We start from the raw sequence: 22,294 nt of genomic DNA, 5'->3' as shown, positions 1-22,294 counted from the left end.
AAGCCCGGCGGCGGTGCGCGCGGGCGGCTATCACGACCCGCCCAGCCTGCACCCGCCCGGCGGTCCGCGGGCGCGGACTCGCTCAGGAGTCCGTCAGCACCAGCCACTTCTTGCCGTCGATCAGCTCGCGCACCGCGTCCAGATGGCCCGCGTGGCAGGCCGTCTCGACGGTGACGTGCAGGATCGCCTCGCGCAGGTCGCGGATGGAGTTGTCGGGGCCGAACAGTTCGGCGGGCCACCAGGCCGGGGGCGTCGACAGGGGGGTCCTGACGATGACGGCGTCCGCCAGCGCGCTCTGGTCGCGGTAGAGGTCGAGGACGCTGGCCGCCGGGACGTCCGGGCCGACCTGCCAGGCGTCGTCGGGACCGGTCAGCGCCGCGTCGATGACCTCCTGCTCGCCCGCCACGACCCCGCGGAACCAGAAGCGCTCCACGTCCAGCGCCAAGTGCCGGACCAGGCCGAGGCAGTTCCAGCCCGAGGGCAGCACGGGGCGGCGCAGCGCCTCCTCGTCGAGCCCGTCCAGCGCGCCGAGCACATGGCGCCGTTGCGCGTCGAGATACGCCAGCAGCATCTCGCTCTCCGGGTCCAGCGGGACGACGGTCGTTTCCGGCACGGGGATCTCCAGGAGTCGGGGGAAGGGTGCGGGCCGGTGCGGTTCGGCCGGCACCGACGGATGCGGCCGGCCGGCCCGCGCCGACGGGCGCGGCCGGTCAGCCCGCGCTGGCGAGCGACAGCTTGGCGGCGAAGCCCAGGAAGACGCCCGCGGCGCCCGCGGACAGGCCCGCGGCCAGCCGGCGCCTGCGGCGGAAGGCCGCGGCCAGATAGCTGCCGCCGAATATCAGCAGCGACAGATACGTGATGCTGAACAGCTGCGCCCACGCGCCGAGCACCAGGAACGACAGCGCCGGGTGCGCGTAGTCCGGGTCGACGAACTGCACGAAGAAGGCGATGAAGAAGAGGATCGCCTTCGGGTTGAACAGGCTGACGATCAGCGCCCTGCGGTACGGCCGCTCCACCGGCTCGGCGGCGACAGCGGCGGCAGCACCCACGGCGGGGGCCGCCCCGCCCGTACTCTCGGCGTCCGCCTCCACCGCCAGGGCCGCGCGCCGCACCGTACGCTCGCGCCACATCTGCCGGGCGCCGCGCAGCATCCCCACCGCGAGCCAGGTCAGATAGCCGGCGCCGGCGAACTTCACGATGTCGAAGGCGATCGGGCTGGCCTTGAGCAGCGACGCCACCCCGGCCGCCGACAGCGTCATCAGCACGGTGTCCCCGCACACCACCCCGGCCGCCGCGCGGTACCCCACCCGGCGCCCCCGGCGGGCCGCGACCGACACCACATACAGCGAATTCGGACCGGGCAGCAGCACGATCACCGCCAGCCCGGCCAGATACGTCGACAGATCCGTAGTCCCCAGCATCGGACAAGTGTGTCACCGGGGTACGACAACGGCCGCCGGTTTCCTGCCGGAAGCCGGCCCGACGGGGGGCAGTCGCGCACCAGCACCACGGCCGTGCCGTACGCGCACACCTCCGTGCCCCGGCCGGCCGCCGCCCGCAGGCCCGGCGCGGCCGGTGCTACTCCAGGCGGGGCGCCTGCTGCGGGGCCGGGCAGATCCGCCGGCCCTCGTGGTCGAAGACGTACAGATGGGCCAGGTCGACCAGGAGCGGGACGCGGTCGCCGCGGCGCACCCGGATGTCGGGGCCGGTACGGACGACGAGGTCGCCGGTCTGTGTCTCGGGCCCGCCGGCCGGCCGGTCCATCACGGTCACCGGGGCGCGCCCGGGGGCGTGCGTGGGGCGCGGCGGGACGCCGTTCGCCGAACCGTTGGAGGAGCCGTTCTCCTTCACGCCGGTGCCGCCGCCCTCCCGGGCCGGTACCGACGCCTGGATCCGCCGGGCCGCCTTCTGCGCGAGCTTGCCGAGCCCCGTGCCCGCGCCGCCGGCCGAGCGCCGGGCCGCCGAGCGGGACTGCTGCTGGGCCGGCCGCGGCGCCTCCAGCTCGGGCACGACCGCGGGCCGCGACCCGGTGTTGAGGTGCACCAGCGACTCGTGCCCCTGGTACTCGACGTGCTCCACGATGCCGCTCAGCACGACCTCGCCGGCGTGCGCCTGGCTGGGCTGCGCGATCCGCACCGCCTCGGAACGGATGCCGACGATGATCCGGCGGCCCTGCTGGATGCGGAGCATCTGGTGGTCCAGGCTGAGCGGTTCGGGCATGCCGAGCCGCTGCCGGCCGAAGTCGATCCACATGCCGCCGCCGAGCGGCGCGAGCACGGTGGCCTGGAGCAGATTGATCCGCGGGGTGCCGACGAAGGCGGCGACGAAGACGTTCTCCGGCAGGTGGTACGCCTCGCGGGGCGTGCTGAGCTGCTGGAGCACCCCGCTGCGCATGATCGCCACCCGGTCGCCCAGCGACATCGCCTCGGCCTGGTCGTGCGTCACGTACACCGTCGTGACGCCCATGCCGTGGGTCAGCCGGGCGATCTCGGCGCGCAGATGGGCGCGCAGCTTGGCGTCGAGATTGGACAGCGGCTCGTCCATCAGGAAGACCGACGGGTGCCGGGAGATCGCCCGGCCCATCGCGACGCGCTGCCGCTCGCCGCCGGAGAGCTGGCCGGGGTAGCGGTCCAGGATCTCCTCGATGCCGAGGATGCGGGCGGTCTCGTCGACGCGCGGCCCGTGCTCCTCGCCGGGCATCTCGAAGCGCAGCGGGAATCCGATGTTCTCCCGGCTGGTCATGCTGGGGTAGAGCGCGAAGTTCTGGAAGACCATCGCCATCCGGCGGTCGCCGGGGGCCAGGTCGTTGGAGTACTCCCCGTCGAGCAGCAGCTCGCCCGTGGTGATGTCCTCCAGGCCCGCGATCATCCGCAGGACGGTGGACTTGCCGCAGCCGGACGGGCCGAGCAGCACCAGGAACTCGCCGGGCGCGATGTCGAGCGAGAACCTGTCCACGGCCGGCGACGGCTGCTTCGGGTAGTACTTGGAAACTTCGTGCAGGGTGATGGCGCGAGTCATAACGGGAGCCGCCAGGTGGTCGGACGCGGTGACGGGGCACGTGGGGGGAGACTTGCCAGACTTGCGAAACTTGGGGTGGTGCGTGGATGACGCTGCGGAGAAGGTAGTGCACCGACGGCAGGTTGCGGAACGTTTGTATCAACACTGGATTGATACTTTTGATCCGTGACGAACATCGCGCTCGGCCCGAGCTGGCTCGACCCGGACCATCTGATCAACACCTACGGCCTGTGGGGCGTACTGCTGATCGTGTTCGCCGAGTCCGGGCTCCTCATCGGATTCTTCCTGCCCGGGGACTCACTGCTGTTCACGACCGGTCTGCTGGTGGCGACCGGAACCCTGCACCAGCCGCTGGCACTGGTGGCCGCGCTGATCGCGGTCGCGGCCGTGGCCGGTGAACAGGTCGGATATCTGTTCGGCCGCAAGGTCGGGCCTTCGCTGTTCCGCCGCCCCGACTCCCGGCTGTTCAAGATGGAGAATATCGAGAAGGCACATGCCTTTTTCGAGCATCACGGACCCAAGGCGATCGTGATGGCGTGCTTCGTACCGATCGTGCGCACGTTCACCCCGATCGTCGCAGGCGTCAGCCGAATGAACTATCGCACCTTCGTCACCTTCAACCTCATCGGCGGAACGCTGTGGGGAGCCGGTGTCACGCTGCTCGGTTACTGGCTCGGCCAGATCGAATTCGTGCACAAGAACATCGAGGCGATGCTCGTCCTGGTGGTGCTGATCTCGGTGGTGCCCATTGGCATCGAATATCTGCGCTCCAAGAGCAAGGCGAAGAAGAACGGGACCGCGAACGCGGGCGGCAATGCGTCGAACGCGGCCGCGGAATCCGTGATTCCGGGTGCCGCGGCCGGCGACCCCGAGCCGGTCCCGGTCGCGCAGCGCACGGCGGGCCCGGGGCGGCATCGCGCACAGAAGCGCTGATCAGCGGTGTTGGAGGACGGCAAGCCGGATGCGGACGAGGTCCGCTCGGAATTCACGCCCCCCACGGGTGTGCCGGTGCCGCCCGCGCCTGAACCGCCGGGTTCCGGTTTCGCGCCGCCGACGCAGCCGATTCCGCAGGCCCAGCCGAATCCCCAGCAGTCCCCGCCGCCGGGACCCACCGCCGTGACCCCGTCCTTCGGGCCTTTCACCCCGCCCGAAGGAATTCCCGTGGTCGTCCTGCCGCCGCACGACGCGCGGTGGCAGGACCGTATGCGGGCGATGGTCCGCATTCCCGTCACCGAACGGCCCGAGCCCGTACCGCCCGCCGACCGGCAGGAATCCGCGCAGTTCGTTCCCGTTCCGCGGATCCTCGACCTGACGCTGCGGATCGGCGAACTGCTGCTCGCGGGCGGCGAGGGCGCCGAGGACGTCGAGGCGGCGATGCTCGGCGTCAGTTACGCGTACGGCCTGGCCCGGGTCGAGCCCAATGTCACCTTCACGCTGCTGGGCATCTCCTTCCAGCCGTCGCTGACCGACCCGCCGCTGACGATGAGCCGCACCGTGCGCCGCCGGGGCACCGACTACACCCGGCTGGCCGCGGTCTTCCAGCTCGTCGAGGAGATCACCGCGCACGAGGCGACGCTGGAGGACGCCTACCGCCGGCTCGCCGACATCCGCCGCAACCGGCACCCGTACGGCACCTGGGTGCTGACCGGGGCGGCCGGGCTGCTCGCGGGCGCGGCGAGCGTCCTGGTCGGCGGTGGCCCGGTGATCTTCGCCGCCGCCGCGCTGGCCGCGATGCTCGGCGACCGGCTGGCGTGGCTGCTGGCCGGGCGCGGGCTGCCGGAGTTCTACCAGTTCGCCGCGGCGGCGATGCCGGCCGCCGCGATGGGCGTGGCCATCGCCCGCTACGCGCACTGGATCCCGGGCGCGCACGGCGTCCAGGCGTCCGCCGTCATCACCGGCGGGCTGTTCGCGCTGCTGCCCGGCCGCGCGCTGGTGGCCGCCGTCCAGGACGGCCTGACCGGCTTCTACATCACCGCCTCGGCCCGGCTGCTGGAGGTGATGTATCTGGTCGTCGGCCTCGTCATCGGCGTCACCGTCGTGCTCTACGCGGGCTTCACCGCGCTCGGCGCCGACCTCGACCCGGACCAGGCGCTGCGCGCGTACGACCGCCCCTGGGTGCAGCTGCCGGCCGCGATGGTGCTGACGCTGGCCTTCGCCGTACTGCTCCAGGTGGAGCGCGGGGTGCTGCCGCTGGTCACGCTCAACGGCGGGATCGCCTGGACCGTCTACGGCGTGCTGCACCAGCAGGCGGGCGGCAACCAGGTGGCCGCGACGGCCGTGGCGGCCGGGCTCGTCGGCCTGTTCGGGCAGCTCATGGCCCGCTACCGGTACGTGTCGGTGCTGCCGTACGTGACCGCCGCGATCGGGCCGCTGCTGCCCGGCTCCGCCACCTACTTCGGGCTGCTCGCGCTCACCCACAAGCACTCCGACCAGGCGTTCACGCAGCTGACCCGGGCCGCGGCCCTGGCGCTGGCGATCGCCGTCGGCGTCAATCTCGGCGGCGAACTGGCCCGGCTGGTGCTCAAGACGCCTGGACCCGCGGCCCCCCGGGGCGCGGCCAAGCGCACCCGGGGATTCTGAGGTTCCGCGCGGGGCGCGCTCAGGCCGGATCGGACGGGATCGGGCGGGATCAGACCGGATCAGCCGGTATCAGCCGGTATCAGCCGGTATCAGCCGGTATCAGGCGGGGTAATTGCCGGCCGCCAGGTCGGCGAGCAGGCTCGGGTGCGTGGGCTCCCAGCCGAACCGCTCGCGGGTGAGCGTCGCGGTGGACGGCTGGTCGAAGCCGAAGATGGTGCCGAGGAAGCCGAAGCCCTCGGCCGGTACGGCCTTGGTCTCCAGGCCGAGTTCGGCCGCGATCGTCCCGGCGATGGTCAGCATGCTGTCGCCCTCGTCGCCGACCGCGTGCGCCACGGTGCCGGGCTCGCCCTGCTCCAGGACCAGCCGGAAGAGCCGGGCGGCGTCCTTGCGGTGCACGGCGGGCCAGCGCTGGGCGCCGTCACCGACGTAACCGGACACGCCCGTCTGCCGCGCCGCCCTGATCAGGAATCCGGCGAAGCCGTACGGGCCGCCCTCGTCGTGCACCGAGCGCGGCAGCCGGACGACGCCGGAGCGCACGTCCTGCGCGGCCAGGGCCAGTGCCGCCTGCGCGTTGCGGAACCGGCCGCTCGCCGGGCCCTCCAGCGGGCCCTGGTCCTCCTCGGTGGACGCCCGGCCCGGGACCGCGGGGGTGCCGGAGGCGATCACCAGCGGTTTGCCGGTGCCCTTGAGGGCGTCGCCGAACGCCTCGACCGCGAGGGCCTCCTCGGCGACGCAGCGGTCGAAGTCGGTGAAGTCGTTGCCGAAGGCGAGGTGGATCACCCCGTCGGCCTCGGCGGCGCCCGCCCGCAGGCTCGCCGGGTCGGTGAGGCTGCCGCTCAGCGGGGTGGCGCCGGCGGCCGTGACGGCCTTGGCCGAGGACTCGGACCGCGCGAGCGCCAGCACCTCGTGGCCCGCGGCGAGCAGTTCGGGGACGACGGCGGAGCCGATTCCGCCGCTGGCACCGGTGACGAAGACACGCATGGGGAACTCCCAGAGTGATGAGACTACGGTCCCATCACCGTAACAGAGTGATGGGACAAAGGTCCCATTGATAGGCTGGGGCCATGCCGCGATGGGAACCCGACGCGCGTGCGCGCCTTGTCGTCGCCGCGCTGCACCTGTTCACGGAACAGGGCTACGACGAAACGACCGTCACCCAGATCGCCGAGCGCGCCGGGCTGACCAAGAGCACCTTCTTCCGGCACTTCCCCGACAAGCGGGAAGTGCTCGCCGCCGGCCAGGAGACGCTGTCCGGGCTCTTCGCCGAGGGCATCGCCGACGCTCCGGAGGGCGCCACCGCGCTGGACGCGGTCGGCGCGGGCCTGGACCGCGCGTGCTCCACCATGACGTCCTTCAACCGCGAGCTGGGCTCCCGGATGAGCGCGGCCATCGCGGCCAACGCCGAACTGCGCGAACGGCACCGGCTCAAGCAGGTCGGCATGGCCGCCGCCATGGCGGACGCGCTGCGCGCCCGCGGCGTGCCGCAGGCCGTGGCCGCCCTCGCCGCCGAGATGGGCGTGCTCGCCTTCTCGGAGGCGTTCACGGCGTGGGTCGCGGCGGACGAGGCACCCGACGACGGCACGGACCGTACGGGCGGCACGGGCGGCACGGGCGGCACGGGCGACGCTGGTGACGGCGACGGCGAAGGCATGGTCGCGCTGGCCCGCGCCGCGCTGGACCGGCTGCGCGGCGCGCTCGCGGAACTGGGCTGACGGGCCGACCGGGCCGACGCGGCGCCGGCACACGCAAAACGCCGGGCGGGCCGGGAACGCGTCGTACCGCGCACCCGGCCCGCCCGGCGTTCGTACGACGCGGGGCGGGACGGCTCAGTGGCCGGGGCCCTGCTCCTTCAGCCGGCGGAAGGAGTCCTCGATCTCCGCCTCGGCCTCGGTGCGGCCCACCCAGTTGGCGCCCTCGACGGACTTGCCGGGCTCCAGGTCCTTGTAGACCTCGAAGAAGTGCTGGATCTCAAGACGGTCGAACTCGCTCACGTGGTGAATGTCACGCAGGTGCTCCACGCGCGGGTCCGAGGCCGGCACGCACAGCACCTTGTCGTCGCCGCCGGCCTCGTCCGTCATCCGGAACATGCCGATGGCGCGGCACTTGATGAGGCAGCCGGGGAACGTCGGCTCGTCCAGGATGACCAGCGCGTCCAGCGGGTCGCCGTCCTGGCCGAGGCTGTCCTCGATGAAGCCGTAGTCGGCCGGGTAACTGGTCGAAGTGAAGAGCCTGCGGTCCAGGCGGATACGACCGGTCTCGTGGTCCACCTCGTACTTGTTCCGCGAACCCTTCGGGATCTCGATCGTGACGTCGAACTCCAAGGCCCTACTCCTCCATGATCAGCGCATACTGCGGGTGATTAAGTGTCTCCCACGCATGTGGGTGGTCGCGAAAGGGGCTGGTCGGGGGTGCCGCTCGGCAGAACGTGGCAGGTCGTGGCGGGTTCGGCCGCGATAGGTCTGGCGGTGGCCCTCGGGGCGGTGGCCGCCTCGGGCCCGTGGGATTCCGGCCAGCGTACGGCGGAGCGCCGGCACGCCGCCGACCGGGACCGGGTCCTGGCCGCCGCCGGACACCGGCACACACCGCCCCCGCGCACTCCCGCCGTCACGCCGCCCGCACCGTCGGCCGCGCCCGTGCTGCTGCCCGCGCCCGCCTCGGCGACCGGCGCCGGCAAGGGAGCCTCGGCCGGTTCCGCCTCGGCGACCGGCACCGCGCCCGACCCGGCCGCCCTCAAGGCGCTGCTCGACCCGCTGATGGCCTCGGACGGGCTCGGCACGCTGCGCACCGGGATCGTCGTGGACGCCGCCACAGGCACGGTGCTGTACGACCACCGGGCCGCCACGCCGTCCACCCCGGCGTCCACCACCAAGCTCGCCACCGCCACGGCCGCCCTCGCCACGCTCGGCGCGGGACACCGGCTCACCACCACGGTCGTGCTCGGCAAGGACGGCCGCGTCGTCCTGGTCGGCGGCGGCGACCCCACCCTGGAACTGGGCGGGCTCGCCGACGACACCGCCGCCGCCCTCAAGGCACGCGGCGCCACGTCCGTACGGCTCGGCTACGACACCTCGCTGTACAGCGGCAGTTCGCTGCACCCCATCGGGCACAACGAGAACCTGGCGCCCGTCACCGCGCTGATGGTCCGCGAGGGGCGGCTGGACGACAGCGACAGCGGCACCGCCGACCGGTCGTTCACCCCGGCGCGGGACGCCGCCGACGCCTTCGCCGACCTGCTGCGGGACCGGGGCATCACCGTCGAGGGCGCCGTCTCCGAGCACAGCGGACGCGGCGGTACGCGGCTGGCGGCGCATCAGTCCGCGCCGCTGGACGAGCTGGTCGAGCGGATGCTGACCAACAGCGACAACGACCTGGCCGAGGCGCTGGCCCGGCAGGTCGCCCGGGCCACCGGGCGGCCCGCGAGCTTCGCCGGCGGCGCGGCGGCGATCCCCGACGTGCTGCGGCGGCTCGGGGTGCCGCTGCCCGGCGCGTCCTTCCACGACGGCAGCGGCCTCGACGGCACCGACAAGGTCGCCGCGACGACCCTGGCGCGGATCCTCGCGCTCGCCGCGAGCCCGGCCCACCCCGAACTGCGGCCGGTGCTCACCGGGTTGCCGGTCGCCGGATTCACCGGCACGCTCGCCGACCGCTTCCGCGCCACGCGCGGTGCCGGCGTCGTGCACGCCAAGACCGGCACCCTCACCGGCACCAACACCATCGCGGGCACCACCGTCACCCCGGCCGGCCGCCTGCTCGCCTTCGCGTTCCTGACCGACGGCACCACCGACGCCGACGCGGCCCAGTCCGCCCTCGACCGCCTGGCCACGGCCCTGACGCGCTGACCGCAGGCCGCCCCGTACGGCGTCCGCGCCCGCCGGAAGCGACCCCCGGGCGACCGCGAAGTACCCCCTCGGCGATCCCGGAGCAGGGGCAACCTGTTGGTGGGGCAGCCCAAAACGGGGGCGGCAACGTACCGTGAAGGCATGACGAGCATCGGTGGAAGCGAGATGGTCGACTGGAACCTCGCCGTGGCGACCGCGCAGCGGTTGACGCGCCCGGGGCCTGAGGTGAGCCGGGACGAGGCCCGCGCCATCGTGGCGGAGCTGCGCGCGCACGCGCAGGAGTCGGAAGCACATGTGCGGGCGTTCACCCGGATGTACGGGGACGCCGAGGTGCCCCCGCACGGCACACCGGTCCTCATCGTGGACCGCGCGGGCTGGGTGAAGGCCAATGTCGCCGGCTTCCGCGAGATCATGAAGCCGCTGCTCGGCAAGATGCAGTCGCGCCGCCCGGGCGGCCCCGGCGGCGTCGTGCTCGGCACCGTCGGCGGCAAGGTCACCGGCGTCGAGGTCGGCATGCTGCTGAGCTTCCTGTCCTCCCGGGTGCTCGGCCAGTACGAGACCTTCGCGCCGCCGACCCGCGAACTGCCCGCAGGACCGGCCAAGCCCGGACCCGGCGAGTCCCGCGCCGGACGCCTGCTGCTGGTCGCGCCCAACATCGTGCACGTCGAACGCGAACTGGACGTCGACCCGCACGACTTCCGGCTGTGGGTGTGCCTGCACGAGGAGACCCACCGCACCCAGTTCTCCGCCGTGCCCTGGCTGCGCGACCACATCGAGAACGAGATCCAGTCCTTCCTCGGCGAGACCGAACTGGACGCCTCCACCGTCATCGAACGGGTCCGCGAAGCCGTGCAGTCCTTCACCGGCTCCGGCGGCGGCAAGGAAGAAGACGCCGCGGATCCCGCCGGGGCCGCCGACGGCGCGTCGCGCGACGAGGACGGCCGCAGCCTGGTCGACCTCGTCCAGACGCCCACCCAGCGCGAGATCCTGGCCCGGCTCACCGCCGTGATGTCGCTGCTCGAAGGCCACGCCGACTACGTGATGGACGGCGTCGGCCCCGACGTGGTGCCGTCGGTGGCGGAGATCCGGGAGAAGTTCAGCCAGCGGCGGGCCAGCGGCGCCGGCCGGCTCGACCAGGCGCTGCGCCGCCTGCTCGGCCTGGACGCCAAGCTGCGCCAGTACCGCGACGGCGAGCGCTTCGTGCGCGCCGTCGTCAAGGAGGTCGGCATGGACGGCTTCAACCGGGTGTGGACCTCGCCCAACACCCTCCCCACCAAATCGGAGATCGCCAAACCCGCGGAGTGGGTCGCGCGGGTGCACAGCCGTAGCGAATCGTGAGGACGGCACCGCCCGGGAAGGCCGGTACGCCGCCCGGTTCACCCGTCCGAGGGACCGTAGCCGCAGGGTAGCGCGTGCGATGCTCGGGTAAGCCCCGAGCTTCTGTCACCATCTGGATACCCTGCGTCACTTCGGCGCGCTTCTCACAGCCTCCTCAGGAGGGAACCGGACATGGGCCCCCATCCCACGGTCGCGGCGATACGCCTGGCGGTCCGCCGCGTCCTGCACGACGTCCTCACCGCGTCCACCGACCCGCACCCCCTGGTGCTCGCCGCGTGCAGCGGCGGTGCCGACTCCATGGCGCTGGCCGCCGCCCTCGCTTTCGAAGCCCCCAGACTCGGGGTGCGCGCCGGAGCCGTCACCGTCGACCACGGCCTCCAGGCCGGCTCCGCCCTCCGCGCCCAGGAGGTCGCCGGACGCCTGCGCGGCCTCGGCCTCGACCCGGTCGACGCCGTCTGCGTCACCGTCGGCCGCCAGGGCGGGCCCGAGGCCGCCGCCCGGGACGCCCGCTACGCCGCGCTGGACGCCACCGCCGAAGCCCACGGCGCCGCCGCCGTCCTGCTCGGCCACACCCGTGACGACCAGGCAGAAACGGTGCTCCTCGGCCTCGCCCGCGGCTCCGGCACCCGGTCACTGTCCGGGATGGCCGCCGTCTCCGGCACCGGCGGCCGCTACCGCCGCCCCTTCCTGCTGCTTGACCGCGACACCGTGCGCAAGGGATGCCTCGCCCAGGGCATCACCGTGTGGGAGGACCCGCACAACCACGACCCCGCCTACACCCGCTCCCGGGTGCGCCACGAGGCGCTGCCCGTCCTGGAGAAGTCCCTCGGCAAGGGCGTCGTCGAGGCCCTGGCCCGTACCGCCCAGCTCTCCCGGGACGACGCCGACGCCCTCGACCAGTGGGCCGCCGACGCCCAGGCCGACGCGGCGGGCGACGACGGCAGCCTGGACGCGCTGCGGCTGTACGCGCTGCCCGCCGCCGTACGCCGCCGGGTGCTGCGCCGCGCCGCGATCGCCGCCGGCTCGCCCCCCGGCTTCCTCTTCGCCCGGCACATCGAGGAGGTCGACCGGCTGGTCACCGACTGGCACGGCCAGAAGGCCCTCAACCTGCCGGGCGGCGTCGCCGCGCGCAGGGCCAATGGCAGACTGGTGTTCTCGCCGTCGTAGAGCTGCCGCCGTCGTCCGGCGACCCGGGAGCCGACTACTTGAGGGACATACCGCGCAGTGAACGAGAAAGACATGGGCGCCGACCTTGAGAAGGTGCTCATCTCCAAGCCAGAGATCGACGCGAAGCTCAGCGAGCTGGCCGCGCAGATCGACCGGGACTACGCGGGCAAGGACCTGCTGATCGTCGGTGTCCTCAAGGGCGCCGTGATGGTGATGGCGGACCTGGCCCGTGCCCTGTCCGCCAACGTCACGATGGACTGGATGGCGGTGTCCTCCTACGGCGCCGGCACCAAGTCCTCCGGCGTCGTCCGCATCCTCAAGGACCTGGACACCGACATCGCCGGCCGCGACGTGCTGATCGTCGAGGACATCATCGACTCCGGGCTCACCCTGTCCTGGCTGATCAGCAACCTCGGCTCGCGCGGCCCGGCCTCCCTGGAGGTCTGCACGCTGCTGCGCAAGCCCGACGCGGCCAAGGTCGAGATCGACGTGAAGTACACCGGCTTCGACATTCCCAATGAATTCGTCGTCGGATACGGCCTGGATTACGCCGAGAAATACCGCAATCTCCCCTTCGTGGGGACGCTCGCCCCGCACGTCTACGGTGGCTGACCGCAGGCCCGCAGGCAGCGGCGTCCGCCGAGACGTCGCACACACCCCGTTCGGCCGCGGGAACCAGGGCCGGTTTCCCGCCGTTGGAGCAGGGGAAAGCGGGATTGTTAACGGTCGGCGGCAACCTCGGGTGACAATGCTGAGGTACCGTCCGAAGGTCGGGTCATACACCGGCACGCACGCGCGGCCAGCAGGCGGCGGTGCCTCACTGTGGCAGGAGGGACGGGGCGAGTTCGCCCCGCATGGATGGACGTGAAGCGCTATTTCCGTGGGCCAGTCATGTGGATCGTGCTGGCTGTCCTCGCCGTGGTCGTGTTGATGCAGGTCGTCGGATCAGGCGGCGGCTACAAGACGGTGGACACCGGCGAGGTTCTACATGCGATCGAAACCAACCAGGCCAAGTCCGCCGAACTGACGACGGGCGACGACAACTCCATCAAGGTCCAGCTCCGCGACGGGGTCAAGGTCGAGGGCAGCTCCAAGGTCCGGGCCAGCTACATCGGTGACCAGGGCGCCGCGATCGCCGCCGAGCTGCAGAACATCGTCGACGGCAAGGTGAAGGGGACCACCATCCCCGACGGTTACACCGTCTCGCCGTCGAAGCAGAACGCCTTCGTCGGCATCCTGCTGTCGCTGCTGCCGTTCGTGCTGATCGTCGTGGTCTTCCTCTTCCTGATGAACCAGATGCAGGGCGGCGGTTCGCGCGTCATGCAGTTCGGGAAGTCCAAGGCCAAGCTGATCACCAAGGACACCCCCAAGACGACGTTCTCCGACGTGGCGGGCTGCGACGAGGCGGTGGAGGAGCTCCAGGAGATCAAGGAATTCCTCCAGGAGCCCGCCAAGTTCCAGGCCGTCGGCGCCAAGATCCCCAAGGGCGTGCTGCTGTACGGCCGCCCGGGTACCGGCAAGACCCTGCTGGCCCGCGCCGTCGCGGGCGAGGCGGGCGTGCCGTTCTACTCGATCTCCGGCTCCGACTTCGTCGAGATGTTCGTGGGTGTCGGCGCCAGCCGCGTCCGCGACCTGTTCGAGCAGGCCAAGGCGAACGCCCCGGCGATCGTCTTCGTCGACGAGATCGACGCCGTCGGCCGGCACCGCGGCGCGGGCCTCGGCGGCGGTCACGACGAGCGCGAGCAGACCCTCAACCAGCTGCTGGTCGAGATGGACGGCTTCGACGTGAAGGGCGGCGTGATCCTGATCGCCGCCACGAACCGGCCCGACATCCTCGACCCGGCACTGCTGCGGCCCGGCCGCTTCGACCGGCAGATCGCGGTCGACCCGCCGGACCTCCAGGGCCGCGTCGAGATCCTCGCCGTGCACCAGAAGGGCAAGCCGGTCGCCCCGGACGTCGACCTGATGGCCGTCGCCCGCCGCACCCCCGGCTTCACCGGCGCCGACCTGAGCAATGTGCTCAACGAGGCGGCGCTGCTCACCGCGCGCAGCAACAAGAAGGTCATCGACAACGCGGTGCTCGACGAGGCCATCGACCGCGTCGTGGCCGGTCCGCAGAAGCGCACCCGCATCATGTCGGACAAGGAGAAGAAGATCACCGCGTACCACGAGGGCGGACACGCCCTGGTCGCGGCGGCCTCGCCGAACTCCGACCCGGTGCACAAGGTGACGATCCTGTCCCGCGGCCGGGCGCTGGGCTACACGATGGTGCTGCCCGACGAGGACAAGTACTCCACGACGCGCAATGAGATGCTCGACCAGCTCGCCTACATGATGGGCGGCCGGGCGGCGGAGGAACTGGTCTTCCACGACCCGACCACCGGCGCGTCGAACGACATCGAGAAGGCCACCGCGACCGCCCGTGCCATGGTCACGCAGTACGGCATGACCGAGCGGCTCGGCGCGATCAAGTTCGGTTCGGACAACTCCGAGCCGTTCCTCGGCCGTGAGATGGGTCACCAGCGCGACTACTCGGAAGAGGTCGCCGGGCTGGTGGACGAGGAAGTCAAGAAGCTCATCGAGACGGCGCACAACGAGGCGTGGGAGATCCTGGTCGAGAACCGGGACGTCCTGGACAATCTGGTCCTCAACCTGCTGGAGAAGGAGACGCTGAACAAGGAGCAGATCGCCGAGATCTTCGCTCCGATCGTGAAGCGTCCCCCGCGTCCGGCCTGGACCGGGTCCGCCCGCCGTACGCCGTCCACCCGTCCGCCGGTGCTCTCTCCCAAGGAGCTGGCACTGACCAACGGGGCGCAGCCCGCCAACGGCATCACGTCGGGTTCGGTCTCCACGGCCAAGCCCCCCGTCGCCGAGCCGGTCGACCGTCCCGAGGACGGCACTCCGGAGGGCTGACCGCCCCCACCAGCGGGAAGTCCGGGCCCGGCCCGGAATGCAGGCAGCGGCCCCAGGGTTTTAACCTTGGGGCCGCTGCCGTTTTTCGGGTGAACTTCGGCGAACTTCGGAGGAACGAGGCATCATGACCGATCCCGTGACGATCGACGGCGACAGCCCCGTGGGCGAGTTCGACGAGAAGCGGGCCGAGGCGGCCGTGCGCGAGCTGCTGTACGCGGTGGGGGAGGACCCGGACCGCGAGGGCCTGCGGGAGACCCCGGCGCGGGTGGCCCGGGCGTACAAGGAGATATTCGCCGGCCTGTGGCAGCAGCCCGAGGACGTGCTGACCACCACCTTCGACCTCGGGCACGACGAGATGGTGCTGGTGAAGGACATCGAGGTGATGTCGTCCTGCGAGCACCACCTGGTGCCGTTCGTCGGTGTCGCGCACGTCGGCTACATCCCGTCCACCAGCGGCAAGATCACCGGCCTGTCCAAGCTGGCCCGGCTGGTCGACGTATACGCCCGCCGCCCGCAGGTGCAGGAGCGGCTCACCACGCAGATCGCGGACGCCCTGATGCGTATCCTGGAGCCGCGCGGGGTCATCGTCGTCATCGAGTGCGAGCACATGTGCATGACGATGCGCGGGGTCCGCAAGCAGGGCGCCAAGACCATCACCTCCGCCGTCCGCGGCCAGCTCCGCGACTCCGCGACCCGCGCCGAGGCGATGAGCCTGATCATCGGGCGCGGCTGAGCGATCCCCTACGCTCCGGCCGTTACATGAACGGGCCGCGACTGTCACAGTTGCGTTGCCCACGACGGAACCCTTAAACAGAGTTCCGCGTCCTACAGGGCGCCACTCACTCGCTCGTAATGGACCCTGGTGACGTGTATGTCCGCTGACCGTGCCTGTGCCTCGCGTTCGCGCCGCTGGCGGCTGAAGCCCTCCGCCGTGCCGGGGATCCTCGGCACCGCCGCGGCCGTGATCGGCCTGCTGGACGTGGTCTCCGCGGTCTTCCCGGCGTTCCGCAACGGGCGGATGCACCACATGGCCGCGGTCTTCCCCGGCACCGTCAGCTCGCTGGCCGCCGCGACCTCCGTGGTCACCGGCATCCTGCTGCTGATGCTCGCGCACGCGCTCAAGCGCGGGAAGTCACGGGCCTGGTGGGCGGCCGTGGTGCTGCTGCCGGTCGGCGCTGCCACCCAACTGATCTACCGGCACTCCGGCTTCGGCGCCGTCGTCTCGCTCGGCCTGCTCGGCGTGCTGATCGGCTACCGGGCCGAGTTCACCGCGCTGTCCGACCCGCGCACCCGCTGGCGGGCCGCGCTGAACTTCGTCGGCCTGTCGCTGGGCGCCTTCGCGCTCGGCCTGGTCATCACCAGCGCCCACCCCAGCTCCGAGCGCGGCAGCCCCGGCTTCCTCGACCGCTGCCAGCACGTGCTGTACGGCCTGTTCGGCGTCTCCGGCCCCGTGGCGTACACCAGCGACCGGGTCGGCGACGTCGTCGGCTACTCGCTCGGCGGCCTCGGCCTGCTGATCGCCGCCTCCACCGCGTATCTCGTGCTGCGCCCCGCCCGGCCGGTCGCCGAGCTGAGCGAGGCCGACGAGGACCGGCTGCGCGCCCTGCTGGCCCGGCACGGCGCCCGCGACTCGCTCGGCCACTTCGCGCTGCGCCGCGACAAGTCCGTGGTCTTCTCGCCCAGCGGCAAGGCCGCCGTCTGCTACCGCGTGGTGTCCGGCGTGATGCTCGCCGGCGGCGACCCGATCGGCGACGTCGAGGCGTGGCCCGGCGCCATCGAGCAGTTCATGGAGCTGGCCCGGGCGCACGCCTGGCTGCCCGCCGTCGTCGGGTGCAGCGAGACCGGCGGCGAGGTGTGGACCCGCGAGACCGGCCTGGACGCGCTGGAGCTGGGCGACGAGGCGATCGTCCGCACCGCCGACTTCACCCTCACCGGCCGCGCGATGCGCAACGTCCGCCAGATGGTCAAGCGCATCGAGCGCTCCGGGTACGTGTGCCGGGTCCGCCGGGTGCGGGAGCTGACCGAGGACGAGAAGCACCGCGTACGGCTGGCCGCGGACGCCTGGCGCGGCACCGACACCGAGCGCGGCTTCTCCATGGCGCTCGGCCGCTTCGGCGAGGAGCTGGACGGCGACTGCGTCGTCGTCACCGCCCACAAGGAGCGCGAGCAGGGCGCGCCGCACCCCGAACTCGGCGACCTGCGGGCCGTGCTGCACTTCGTGCCCTGGGGCGCGGACGGCATGTCCCTGGAGCTGATGCGCCGCGACCGGGCCGCCGACCCCGGGCTCAACGAACTGCTGATCGTCGCCGCGCTCCAGCAGGCGTCCGCGCTCGGCGTCGCCCGCGTGTCGCTGAACTTCGCGATGTTCCGCTCGGCGCTGGCCCGCGGCGAACGGATCGGCGCGGGCCCGGTGCTGCGCGGCTGGCGCGGGCTGCTGGTCTTCCTGTCCCGCTGGTTCCAGATCGAGTCGCTGTACAAGTTCAACGCGAAGTTCCAGCCCGAGTGGGTGCCGCGCTTCCTGGTGTTCCCCAACTCCCGTGACCTGCCCAGGATCGGCTTCGCCATCATGCAGGCCGAGGGCTTCGTCACCCTGTCCCTGCCGCTGCCCGCCGCCGTCCAGCGCTTCCTGCCCGGACGCGCCAAGCGGCCCCCGCACCGGCACAAGAGCGGCTACGCGACGGCGGTGGACCACCGCGAACCGAGCGCCGTCGCCTGAATGCCGCGACCTTGCGGACCGGCCCCAGCCCCTACGCTGGGCGCATGGTTACGTTGCAGGCCCGGAGCGGGCCCGTCGGACTGCCGGAGTGGGACCGCTGCGCGGTCATGGGCGTGGTGAACGTCACGCCCGACTCGTTCTCCGACGGCGGGCGGTGGTTCGACCCGGAGCTGGCCGTCAAGCACGGCCTCGACCTGGTCGCTCAGGGCGCCGATCTGGTCGATGTCGGCGGCGAGTCCACCCGGCCCGGCGCCAAGCGGGTCGACGAGGCGGAGGAGCTGCGCCGGGTCGTGCCGGTGGTCAGGGAACTGGCCGCGGCCGGGGCGCTGGTCAGCGTCGACACGATGCGCGGCTCGGTCGCCGAACAGGCCGTCGCGGCCGGCGCCCGGCTGGTCAACGACGTCAGCGGCGGCCTCGCCGACCCCGCGATGGTCCCGGCGGTCGCCGCCGCCGGGGTGCCCTTCGTCGTCATGCACTGGCGCGGCCAGTCCATCGACATGAACAACCGCGCGGTCTACGCCGACGTCCTCGGCGAGGTCGTCGCGGAACTGCGGTCGGGCCTGGAGCGGGCCGTGGCGGGCGGCATCGACCCCGCCAGGATCGTCCTCGACCCGGGCCTGGGCTTCGCCAAGGACGCCGGCCACGACCTGACGCTGCTGGCCCATCTGCGGGAGCTGCGCGCCCTCGGCCGCCCGCTGCTGGTCGCCGCCTCCCGCAAGCGGTTCCTCGGCCGGGTGCTGGCCGGGGACGACGGCGCGCCGCCGCCCGCCAGGGAACGCGACGCGGCGACCGCCGCCGTCACCGCGATCGCCGCCCGCGAGGGCGCCTGGGCGGTCCGCGTCCACGAGGTGCACGCAAGCGCCGACGCGGTCCGGGTGGCCCGCGCCATCGAGGCGGCCGGCGCGTGACGCCGCGCACCGCCGAGGCCCGCGCCGTGGAGCGGGCCAATCAGGCGTTCTACGACGCGGTGGAGACCTCGGACCTGGACGCGCTGGAGGCGGTGGTGCTGGACGGGCCGCTCGCCGAGTCGGTCGCCGTGGTGCACCCCGGCTGGCCGGTGCTGCGCGGGCGCCGCGAGGTCATGCGGTCCTACGCGCTGATCATGGCGAACACCGACTACATCCAGTTCTTCCTGACCGACGTCGAGGTCGCCGTGGACGGCGACAGCGCGGTGGTCACCTGCACCGAGAACATCCTCACCGGCGGCCCGGCCGAGGAGGACGGCTCCGCCGGCTCGCTCGTCGGCGGCCTGGTGGTGGCCACCAATGTCTTCCGGCGCACCGCCGACGGCTGGCGGATGTGGGTGCACCACGGCTCCCCGGTGCTCGCCGAGGAGGACGACGAGTCCGACGGTGACGGCGCGGGCGCCGGCGAAGGACCGGACGGGGACGGCGAGGGCCTGGCCGGGTGACCGGCCCTGTCGGTGACCGACGGTAGATTCGGAGCCGGCCGCGGGGCGGGACGACGGCGTACGACCGCATGACGTACGACGTGACGCACGCCCGCACGACCCCGCGGCATGACGTACGACCGTATGACCGATCGACCGGCGGGAGTGAGTTCGTGGATCGCGTGACCCTGCGGGGCCTGAGGGCCCTGGGCCACCACGGAGTGTTCGAGCACGAACGCGAGGACGGCCAGATCTTCGTCGTCGACCTGGTGCTCGGCCTGGACACCGCCCCGGCGGCGGCCGGTGACGACCTGAGCAGGACGGTGCATTACGGTGTGGTCGCCGAGGAGGTCGCGGCCGTCGTCACCGGCGAGCCGGTCGACCTCATCGAGACGCTCGCCCAGCGCATCGCCGACACCTGCCTGGCGCACGAGGTGGTGCGGGAGGTCGAGGTGACCGTGCACAAGCCCGACGCCCCGATCACCGTGCCCTTCGACGACGTGACCGTGACCATCACCCGGAGGCGCCCGTGAATTCCCCCCAGGAGCCGGTGACCGACCCCACCGTGCAGCCCGTCCCGGCGTCCGTGGTCGCGCAGGTCGACGCCGCGGACTTCACGCTGAACAACCCCAAGACCGCCGTGATCGCCCTCGGCGGCAACCTCGGTAACCGCCTGGAGACCCTTCAGGGCGCCGTGGACGCGCTGGAGGACACCCCGGGCGTCCGGGTCAAGGCCGTCTCGCCGGTGTACGAGACCGAGCCGTGGGGCGTCCCCGAGGGCTCGCAGGCCGCCTACTTCAACGCGGTGGCGCTGGTCCGCACGACGCTGCCGCCGCAGTCGCTGCTGGAGCGCGCGCACGCCATCGAGGAGGCGTATCTGCGGGTGCGCACCGAGCACTGGGGGCCGCGCACCATCGACGTCGACATCATCACGTACCAGAACGTGACGTCCGACGACCCGGCGCTGACCCTCCCGCACCCGCGGGCCCACGAGCGCGCCTTCGTCCTGGTGCCCTGGCACGACGTGGACCCGGCGGCGGAGGTGCCGGGGCACGGCACGGTCGCCGCGCTGATCGAATCCGTCGGCACCTCGGGGGTGCGCCGGCGCGCGGACGTGGAACTCCGGCTGCCCGAGTAATCGTTGGGGGACGTGCGGACCGCGGACGGCCGCGGACGCGCGCAAAGGGTGCCGTACGGCGGGACCGGACAGAAATACGGCGGGACCGGAAAGAAAGTGGAGGCGGGCGCTCGGTGAGGACGCTGCGGATCAGGACACTGGCGGGGCTCTTCGCGGTCGCGGCCGTGCTCTCATGGGCCGGGGCCCGGCTGTGGGACCACGTCGGGACGCTGCCCGGGGTGCCGGTCGCCGCGCCGATCGTGCTCGCGCTGATCGCCGTCGCGCTCTTCGCCACCGCCCTGTCGCTGCGCGCCCGGCTCAACGCCCAGCGCGAGCGGAGCCCCGGCGCCAAGGGCGTCGACCCGCTGGCCGCCGCCCGCGCGGTGGTCTTCGGCCAGGCCAGCGCCCTGGTCGCGGCCCTGGTCGTCGGCATGTACGGCGGCACCGGCCTCTACCTGGTGATGTACGACCTGGACCAGGATCCGCGCCGCCAGCAGGCGATCTACGCGGGCCTCGCGGTCGTCGCCGGGGTCGCGGTGATCGCCGCCGCCCTCTTCCTGGAACGGGTCTGCCGGCTGCCCGAGGACGACGACACGGTGCCGCACGCGACCCCGCACCGGCGCTGACGCGTACGTCCGCCGCGCCCGCCCGCCGCTCTCACCGCGCCCTCACCGGACCGCCCCATCCACATCGTGAGACGACACGCGCCCCACGCATCCCGGTCCTGACGGGCCCGGCGCCACCCCTTGGATGATCGGCTTGACCGGCGGGCGGGTGACATGGTTCAGTCCGCTACGTGAGCGAACCCGGATGGCATCTGCACCGGAAGGTCCACCTGGACCTCGTCCGGTACGCGGGCTGCATCTGTACGACCGCGCGCTGAAGCGCGCCTCCGTCGAGCGTCGTTCATCTTTCCCCTTCCGCGTCCTAGGCGCAGCCCCGGTCTGATCTCCGTACGTATCCCCGTCCGCTGCCGCGTACGGGTGTAGGTGCTCCCTGCACGTACCTGACGCCGGCACTGCTTCCGCCGACGCCGCGTATTCAGGGTGGTGTCTCTTGTCCTCCGTTGTCCCTTCGTCCGAACCTTCGTCCGAATCCACGGCTGCCTCCACGGCCGTCCCCCCGGCCGACTCCGGTGCCGTGTCCACGGCCCCGGCCCCCACGGCGCCCACCGCCGCCGACCTGCTGGACTTCGCCCGTTCCGTGGCCGCCGACCCCGCGGTCGTCGGCAATCTGCCGCTCGACCCCGAAGGCCGCACCTGGGTGCGGCTCGAAGGCCCCGGCGGCTGCGAGGCGTGGCTGATCGGCTGGCCGCCCGGCGCCGAGACCGGCTGGCACGACCACGGCGGCTCGTACGGCGTCTTCGTCACCGCCGCCGGCGAGCTGACCGAGCAGTCGCTGTCCGTGCCGCTGCCCTCCGAGGGCTGGCGCTCGCTGGAACTGGCCGAGGGCCTGGACCGCAAGCGCGTGCTGCCCGAAGGCGTCGGACGCGCCTTCGGCCGCAACCACGTCCACCAGGTCACCAACAACTCCCCGGCCACGCACGCCGTCTCGGTGCACGCGTACTACCCGCCGCTGCCGCTGATCCGCCGCTACAGCCGCAAGGGCAGCACGCTGCGCCTGGAAATCGTCGAGCGCCCCGAGGAGTGGTGATGGCGCTGGAGGAGCACCTCGCGGCGGCCCGCGCCCGGCTGCGCCGGCTGGACGCGAAGGCCGCCGCGCGCGCCGCCGAGGAGGACGGCGCCCTGCTGGTCGACATCCGCTACGGCGCGCTGCGCGACCGCGACGGCACCATCCCCGGCGCCGTCATCGTCGAGCGCAACGAACTGGAGTGGCGGCTCGACCCCGTGGGCACCCACCGCCTCGCCCGGGTCACCTCCTACGACCAGCCGGTCGTGGTGATCTGCAACGAGGGCTGGGCGTCCTCGCTGGCCGCCGCCACGCTCCAGGACCTGGGGCTGCGCGCCGCCACCGACCTGGACGGCGGTTTCCAGGCGTGGCGCGCGGCGGGCCTGCCGGTCACCGCGCCGACCGGCGAGCCGACGGCGCCGACCCCGCACATCGCGGAAGCGGAGGAATTCGGTCCGCCGGCCACCTGAAGTCGCTTTCCGATCTTGACACTTCGCGTTTCATGATCGATTGAGCGGTACGACGAGGGCATTCACCAACGGCACATTGGGGACACATCGTGCCACGGTGAATGCCCTCCGTATTCG

General features: G+C 72.4%; 22 protein-coding genes. 17 read left to right on the top strand and 5 right to left on the bottom strand.

Annotated elements, in window-relative coordinates:
- Positions 1 to 82 precede the first annotated feature (82 nt).
- The 3 genes from BM076_RS22830 to BM076_RS22820 form a co-directional block, all read right to left on the bottom strand.
- Positions 83 to 571: a DinB family protein gene (locus tag BM076_RS22830; protein ID WP_093715628.1), complete on the bottom strand. Its 489-nt coding sequence runs from the start codon at positions 569 to 571 to the stop codon at positions 83 to 85.
- A 139-nt stretch (positions 572 to 710) separates the two neighbouring features.
- Positions 711 to 1,421: a leucine efflux protein LeuE gene (gene leuE / locus BM076_RS22825; RefSeq protein ID WP_093715534.1), complete on the bottom strand. Its 711-nt coding sequence runs from the start codon at positions 1,419 to 1,421 to the stop codon at positions 711 to 713.
- A 157-nt stretch (positions 1,422 to 1,578) separates the two neighbouring features.
- The gene (locus tag BM076_RS22820; protein WP_093715533.1) at positions 1,579 to 3,018 is read right to left on the bottom strand and encodes an ABC transporter ATP-binding protein; all 1,440 of its coding nucleotides are present in this window, start codon (positions 3,016 to 3,018) and stop codon (positions 1,579 to 1,581) included.
- A gap of 165 nt (positions 3,019 to 3,183) precedes the next feature.
- On the opposite strand from BM076_RS22820, the gene BM076_RS22815 reads away from it, so the two are divergent.
- Both BM076_RS22815 and BM076_RS22810 read left to right on the top strand, forming a co-directional pair.
- On the top strand, positions 3,184 to 3,951 hold the full coding sequence (locus BM076_RS22815; protein ID WP_093715532.1) for a DedA family protein: 768 nt from the start codon (positions 3,184 to 3,186) through the stop codon (positions 3,949 to 3,951).
- Between the two features lie 6 nt (positions 3,952 to 3,957).
- A complete protein-coding gene (locus tag BM076_RS22810; RefSeq protein ID WP_093715531.1) occupies positions 3,958 to 5,598 on the top strand; it encodes a threonine/serine exporter family protein in 1,641 nt (546 codons plus the stop codon).
- Between the two features lie 99 nt (positions 5,599 to 5,697).
- Here the strand turns inward: BM076_RS22810 and BM076_RS22805 are convergent, their stop codons facing one another.
- The gene (locus BM076_RS22805) at positions 5,698 to 6,579 is read right to left on the bottom strand and encodes an SDR family oxidoreductase (protein ID WP_093715530.1); all 882 of its coding nucleotides are present in this window, start codon (positions 6,577 to 6,579) and stop codon (positions 5,698 to 5,700) included.
- Between the two features lie 83 nt (positions 6,580 to 6,662).
- Here BM076_RS22805 and BM076_RS22800 point away from each other — a divergent pair, with 83 nt between their 5' ends.
- Positions 6,663 to 7,310, top strand: coding sequence for a TetR/AcrR family transcriptional regulator (locus BM076_RS22800; RefSeq protein ID WP_093715529.1), 648 nt, complete (start codon positions 6,663 to 6,665; stop codon positions 7,308 to 7,310).
- Positions 7,311 to 7,424: 114 nt separating this feature from the next.
- Here the strand turns inward: BM076_RS22800 and BM076_RS22795 are convergent, their stop codons facing one another.
- Positions 7,425 to 7,919 carry an inorganic diphosphatase gene (locus BM076_RS22795; protein WP_093715528.1) on the bottom strand — a complete coding sequence of 165 codons (495 nt, stop codon included), beginning with the start codon at positions 7,917 to 7,919 and terminating at the stop codon, positions 7,425 to 7,427.
- Between the two features lie 87 nt (positions 7,920 to 8,006).
- Between BM076_RS22795 and dacB the strand changes: the two genes are divergently transcribed.
- From dacB to BM076_RS22725, 14 genes are all read left to right on the top strand, one after another.
- Positions 8,007 to 9,437 (top strand): D-alanyl-D-alanine carboxypeptidase/D-alanyl-D-alanine endopeptidase, encoded by a 1,431-nt coding sequence (gene dacB, locus BM076_RS22790; protein WP_093715527.1) that lies wholly within the window; start codon positions 8,007 to 8,009, stop codon positions 9,435 to 9,437.
- A 141-nt stretch (positions 9,438 to 9,578) separates the two neighbouring features.
- The gene (locus BM076_RS22785) at positions 9,579 to 10,775 is read left to right on the top strand and encodes a zinc-dependent metalloprotease (protein WP_093715526.1); all 1,197 of its coding nucleotides are present in this window, start codon (positions 9,579 to 9,581) and stop codon (positions 10,773 to 10,775) included.
- Between the two features lie 171 nt (positions 10,776 to 10,946).
- Positions 10,947 to 11,942: a tRNA lysidine(34) synthetase TilS gene (gene tilS, locus BM076_RS22780; protein ID WP_093715525.1), complete on the top strand. Its 996-nt coding sequence runs from the start codon at positions 10,947 to 10,949 to the stop codon at positions 11,940 to 11,942.
- A 57-nt stretch (positions 11,943 to 11,999) separates the two neighbouring features.
- Positions 12,000 to 12,554: a hypoxanthine phosphoribosyltransferase gene (hpt, locus tag BM076_RS22775; protein WP_322936138.1), complete on the top strand. Its 555-nt coding sequence runs from the start codon at positions 12,000 to 12,002 to the stop codon at positions 12,552 to 12,554.
- Between the two features lie 246 nt (positions 12,555 to 12,800).
- On the top strand, positions 12,801 to 14,855 hold the full coding sequence (ftsH, locus tag BM076_RS22770) for an ATP-dependent zinc metalloprotease FtsH (RefSeq protein ID WP_093715523.1): 2,055 nt from the start codon (positions 12,801 to 12,803) through the stop codon (positions 14,853 to 14,855).
- Positions 14,856 to 14,979: 124 nt separating this feature from the next.
- Positions 14,980 to 15,588 (top strand): GTP cyclohydrolase I FolE, encoded by a 609-nt coding sequence (gene folE, locus BM076_RS22765; protein ID WP_093715522.1) that lies wholly within the window; start codon positions 14,980 to 14,982, stop codon positions 15,586 to 15,588.
- Between the two features lie 138 nt (positions 15,589 to 15,726).
- On the top strand, positions 15,727 to 17,571 hold the full coding sequence (locus tag BM076_RS22760; protein ID WP_093715521.1) for a phosphatidylglycerol lysyltransferase domain-containing protein: 1,845 nt from the start codon (positions 15,727 to 15,729) through the stop codon (positions 17,569 to 17,571).
- Between the two features lie 44 nt (positions 17,572 to 17,615).
- Positions 17,616 to 18,479, top strand: a complete 864-nt coding sequence (folP, locus tag BM076_RS22755; RefSeq protein WP_093715520.1) for a dihydropteroate synthase — start codon at positions 17,616 to 17,618, stop codon at positions 18,477 to 18,479.
- Entirely contained in the window at positions 18,476 to 18,982 is a 507-nt protein-coding gene (locus tag BM076_RS22750; RefSeq protein WP_093715519.1) for a nuclear transport factor 2 family protein, read from the top strand. Before folP ends, BM076_RS22750 begins: the two co-directional genes overlap by 4 nt.
- 152 nt (positions 18,983 to 19,134) lie before the next feature.
- Positions 19,135 to 19,494 (top strand): dihydroneopterin aldolase, encoded by a 360-nt coding sequence (folB, locus tag BM076_RS22745; protein ID WP_093715626.1) that lies wholly within the window; start codon positions 19,135 to 19,137, stop codon positions 19,492 to 19,494.
- A gap of 17 nt (positions 19,495 to 19,511) precedes the next feature.
- Positions 19,512 to 20,099, top strand: a complete 588-nt coding sequence (gene folK, locus BM076_RS22740) for a 2-amino-4-hydroxy-6-hydroxymethyldihydropteridine diphosphokinase (protein ID WP_093715627.1) — start codon at positions 19,512 to 19,514, stop codon at positions 20,097 to 20,099.
- Positions 20,100 to 20,212: 113 nt separating this feature from the next.
- Entirely contained in the window at positions 20,213 to 20,704 is a 492-nt protein-coding gene (locus BM076_RS22735; RefSeq protein ID WP_093715518.1) for a DUF3180 domain-containing protein, read from the top strand.
- 514 nt (positions 20,705 to 21,218) lie between these two features.
- The gene (locus BM076_RS22730) at positions 21,219 to 21,731 is read left to right on the top strand and encodes a cupin domain-containing protein (protein WP_093715517.1); all 513 of its coding nucleotides are present in this window, start codon (positions 21,219 to 21,221) and stop codon (positions 21,729 to 21,731) included.
- Positions 21,731 to 22,177: a rhodanese-like domain-containing protein gene (locus tag BM076_RS22725; protein ID WP_093715516.1), complete on the top strand. Its 447-nt coding sequence runs from the start codon at positions 21,731 to 21,733 to the stop codon at positions 22,175 to 22,177. The genes BM076_RS22730 and BM076_RS22725 overlap by 1 nt, the downstream gene beginning before the upstream one ends.
- The last annotated feature ends 117 nt before the right edge of the window (positions 22,178 to 22,294 follow it).

Source organism: Actinacidiphila alni, from assembly GCF_900112845.1.
GTDB classification, from domain to species: Bacteria; Actinomycetota; Actinomycetes; order Streptomycetales; family Streptomycetaceae; genus Actinacidiphila; species Actinacidiphila alni.
Note: the sequence above shows the minus strand (reverse complement) of the source record. Positions and strands in the feature narration are given on the sequence as shown.

What these genes read in the sequence shown, in the direction of transcription:
- BM076_RS22830 (WP_093715628.1), bottom strand. Translation starts at nt 571, where the DNA reads ATGCTGCTGGCGTATCTCGACGCGCAACGGCGCCATGTGCTCGGCGCG.
- leuE (WP_093715534.1), bottom strand. Translation starts at nt 1,421, where the DNA reads ATGCTGGGGACTACGGATCTGTCGACGTATCTGGCCGGGCTGGCGGTG.
- BM076_RS22820 (WP_093715533.1), bottom strand. Translation starts at nt 3,018, where the DNA reads ATGACTCGCGCCATCACCCTGCACGAAGTTTCCAAGTACTACCCGAAG.
- BM076_RS22805 (WP_093715530.1), bottom strand. Translation starts at nt 6,579, where the DNA reads ATGCGTGTCTTCGTCACCGGTGCCAGCGGCGGAATCGGCTCCGCCGTC.
- BM076_RS22800 (WP_093715529.1), top strand. Translation starts at nt 6,663, where the DNA reads ATGCCGCGATGGGAACCCGACGCGCGTGCGCGCCTTGTCGTCGCCGCG.
- BM076_RS22785 (WP_093715526.1), top strand. Translation starts at nt 9,579, where the DNA reads ATGACGAGCATCGGTGGAAGCGAGATGGTCGACTGGAACCTCGCCGTG.
- tilS (WP_093715525.1), top strand. Translation starts at nt 10,947, where the DNA reads ATGGGCCCCCATCCCACGGTCGCGGCGATACGCCTGGCGGTCCGCCGC.
- ftsH (WP_093715523.1), top strand. Translation starts at nt 12,801, where the DNA reads ATGGACGTGAAGCGCTATTTCCGTGGGCCAGTCATGTGGATCGTGCTG.
- folE (WP_093715522.1), top strand. Translation starts at nt 14,980, where the DNA reads ATGACCGATCCCGTGACGATCGACGGCGACAGCCCCGTGGGCGAGTTC.
- BM076_RS22760 (WP_093715521.1), top strand. Translation starts at nt 15,727, where the DNA reads ATGTCCGCTGACCGTGCCTGTGCCTCGCGTTCGCGCCGCTGGCGGCTG.
- folP (WP_093715520.1), top strand. Translation starts at nt 17,616, where the DNA reads ATGGTTACGTTGCAGGCCCGGAGCGGGCCCGTCGGACTGCCGGAGTGG.
- BM076_RS22725 (WP_093715516.1), top strand. Translation starts at nt 21,731, where the DNA reads ATGGCGCTGGAGGAGCACCTCGCGGCGGCCCGCGCCCGGCTGCGCCGG.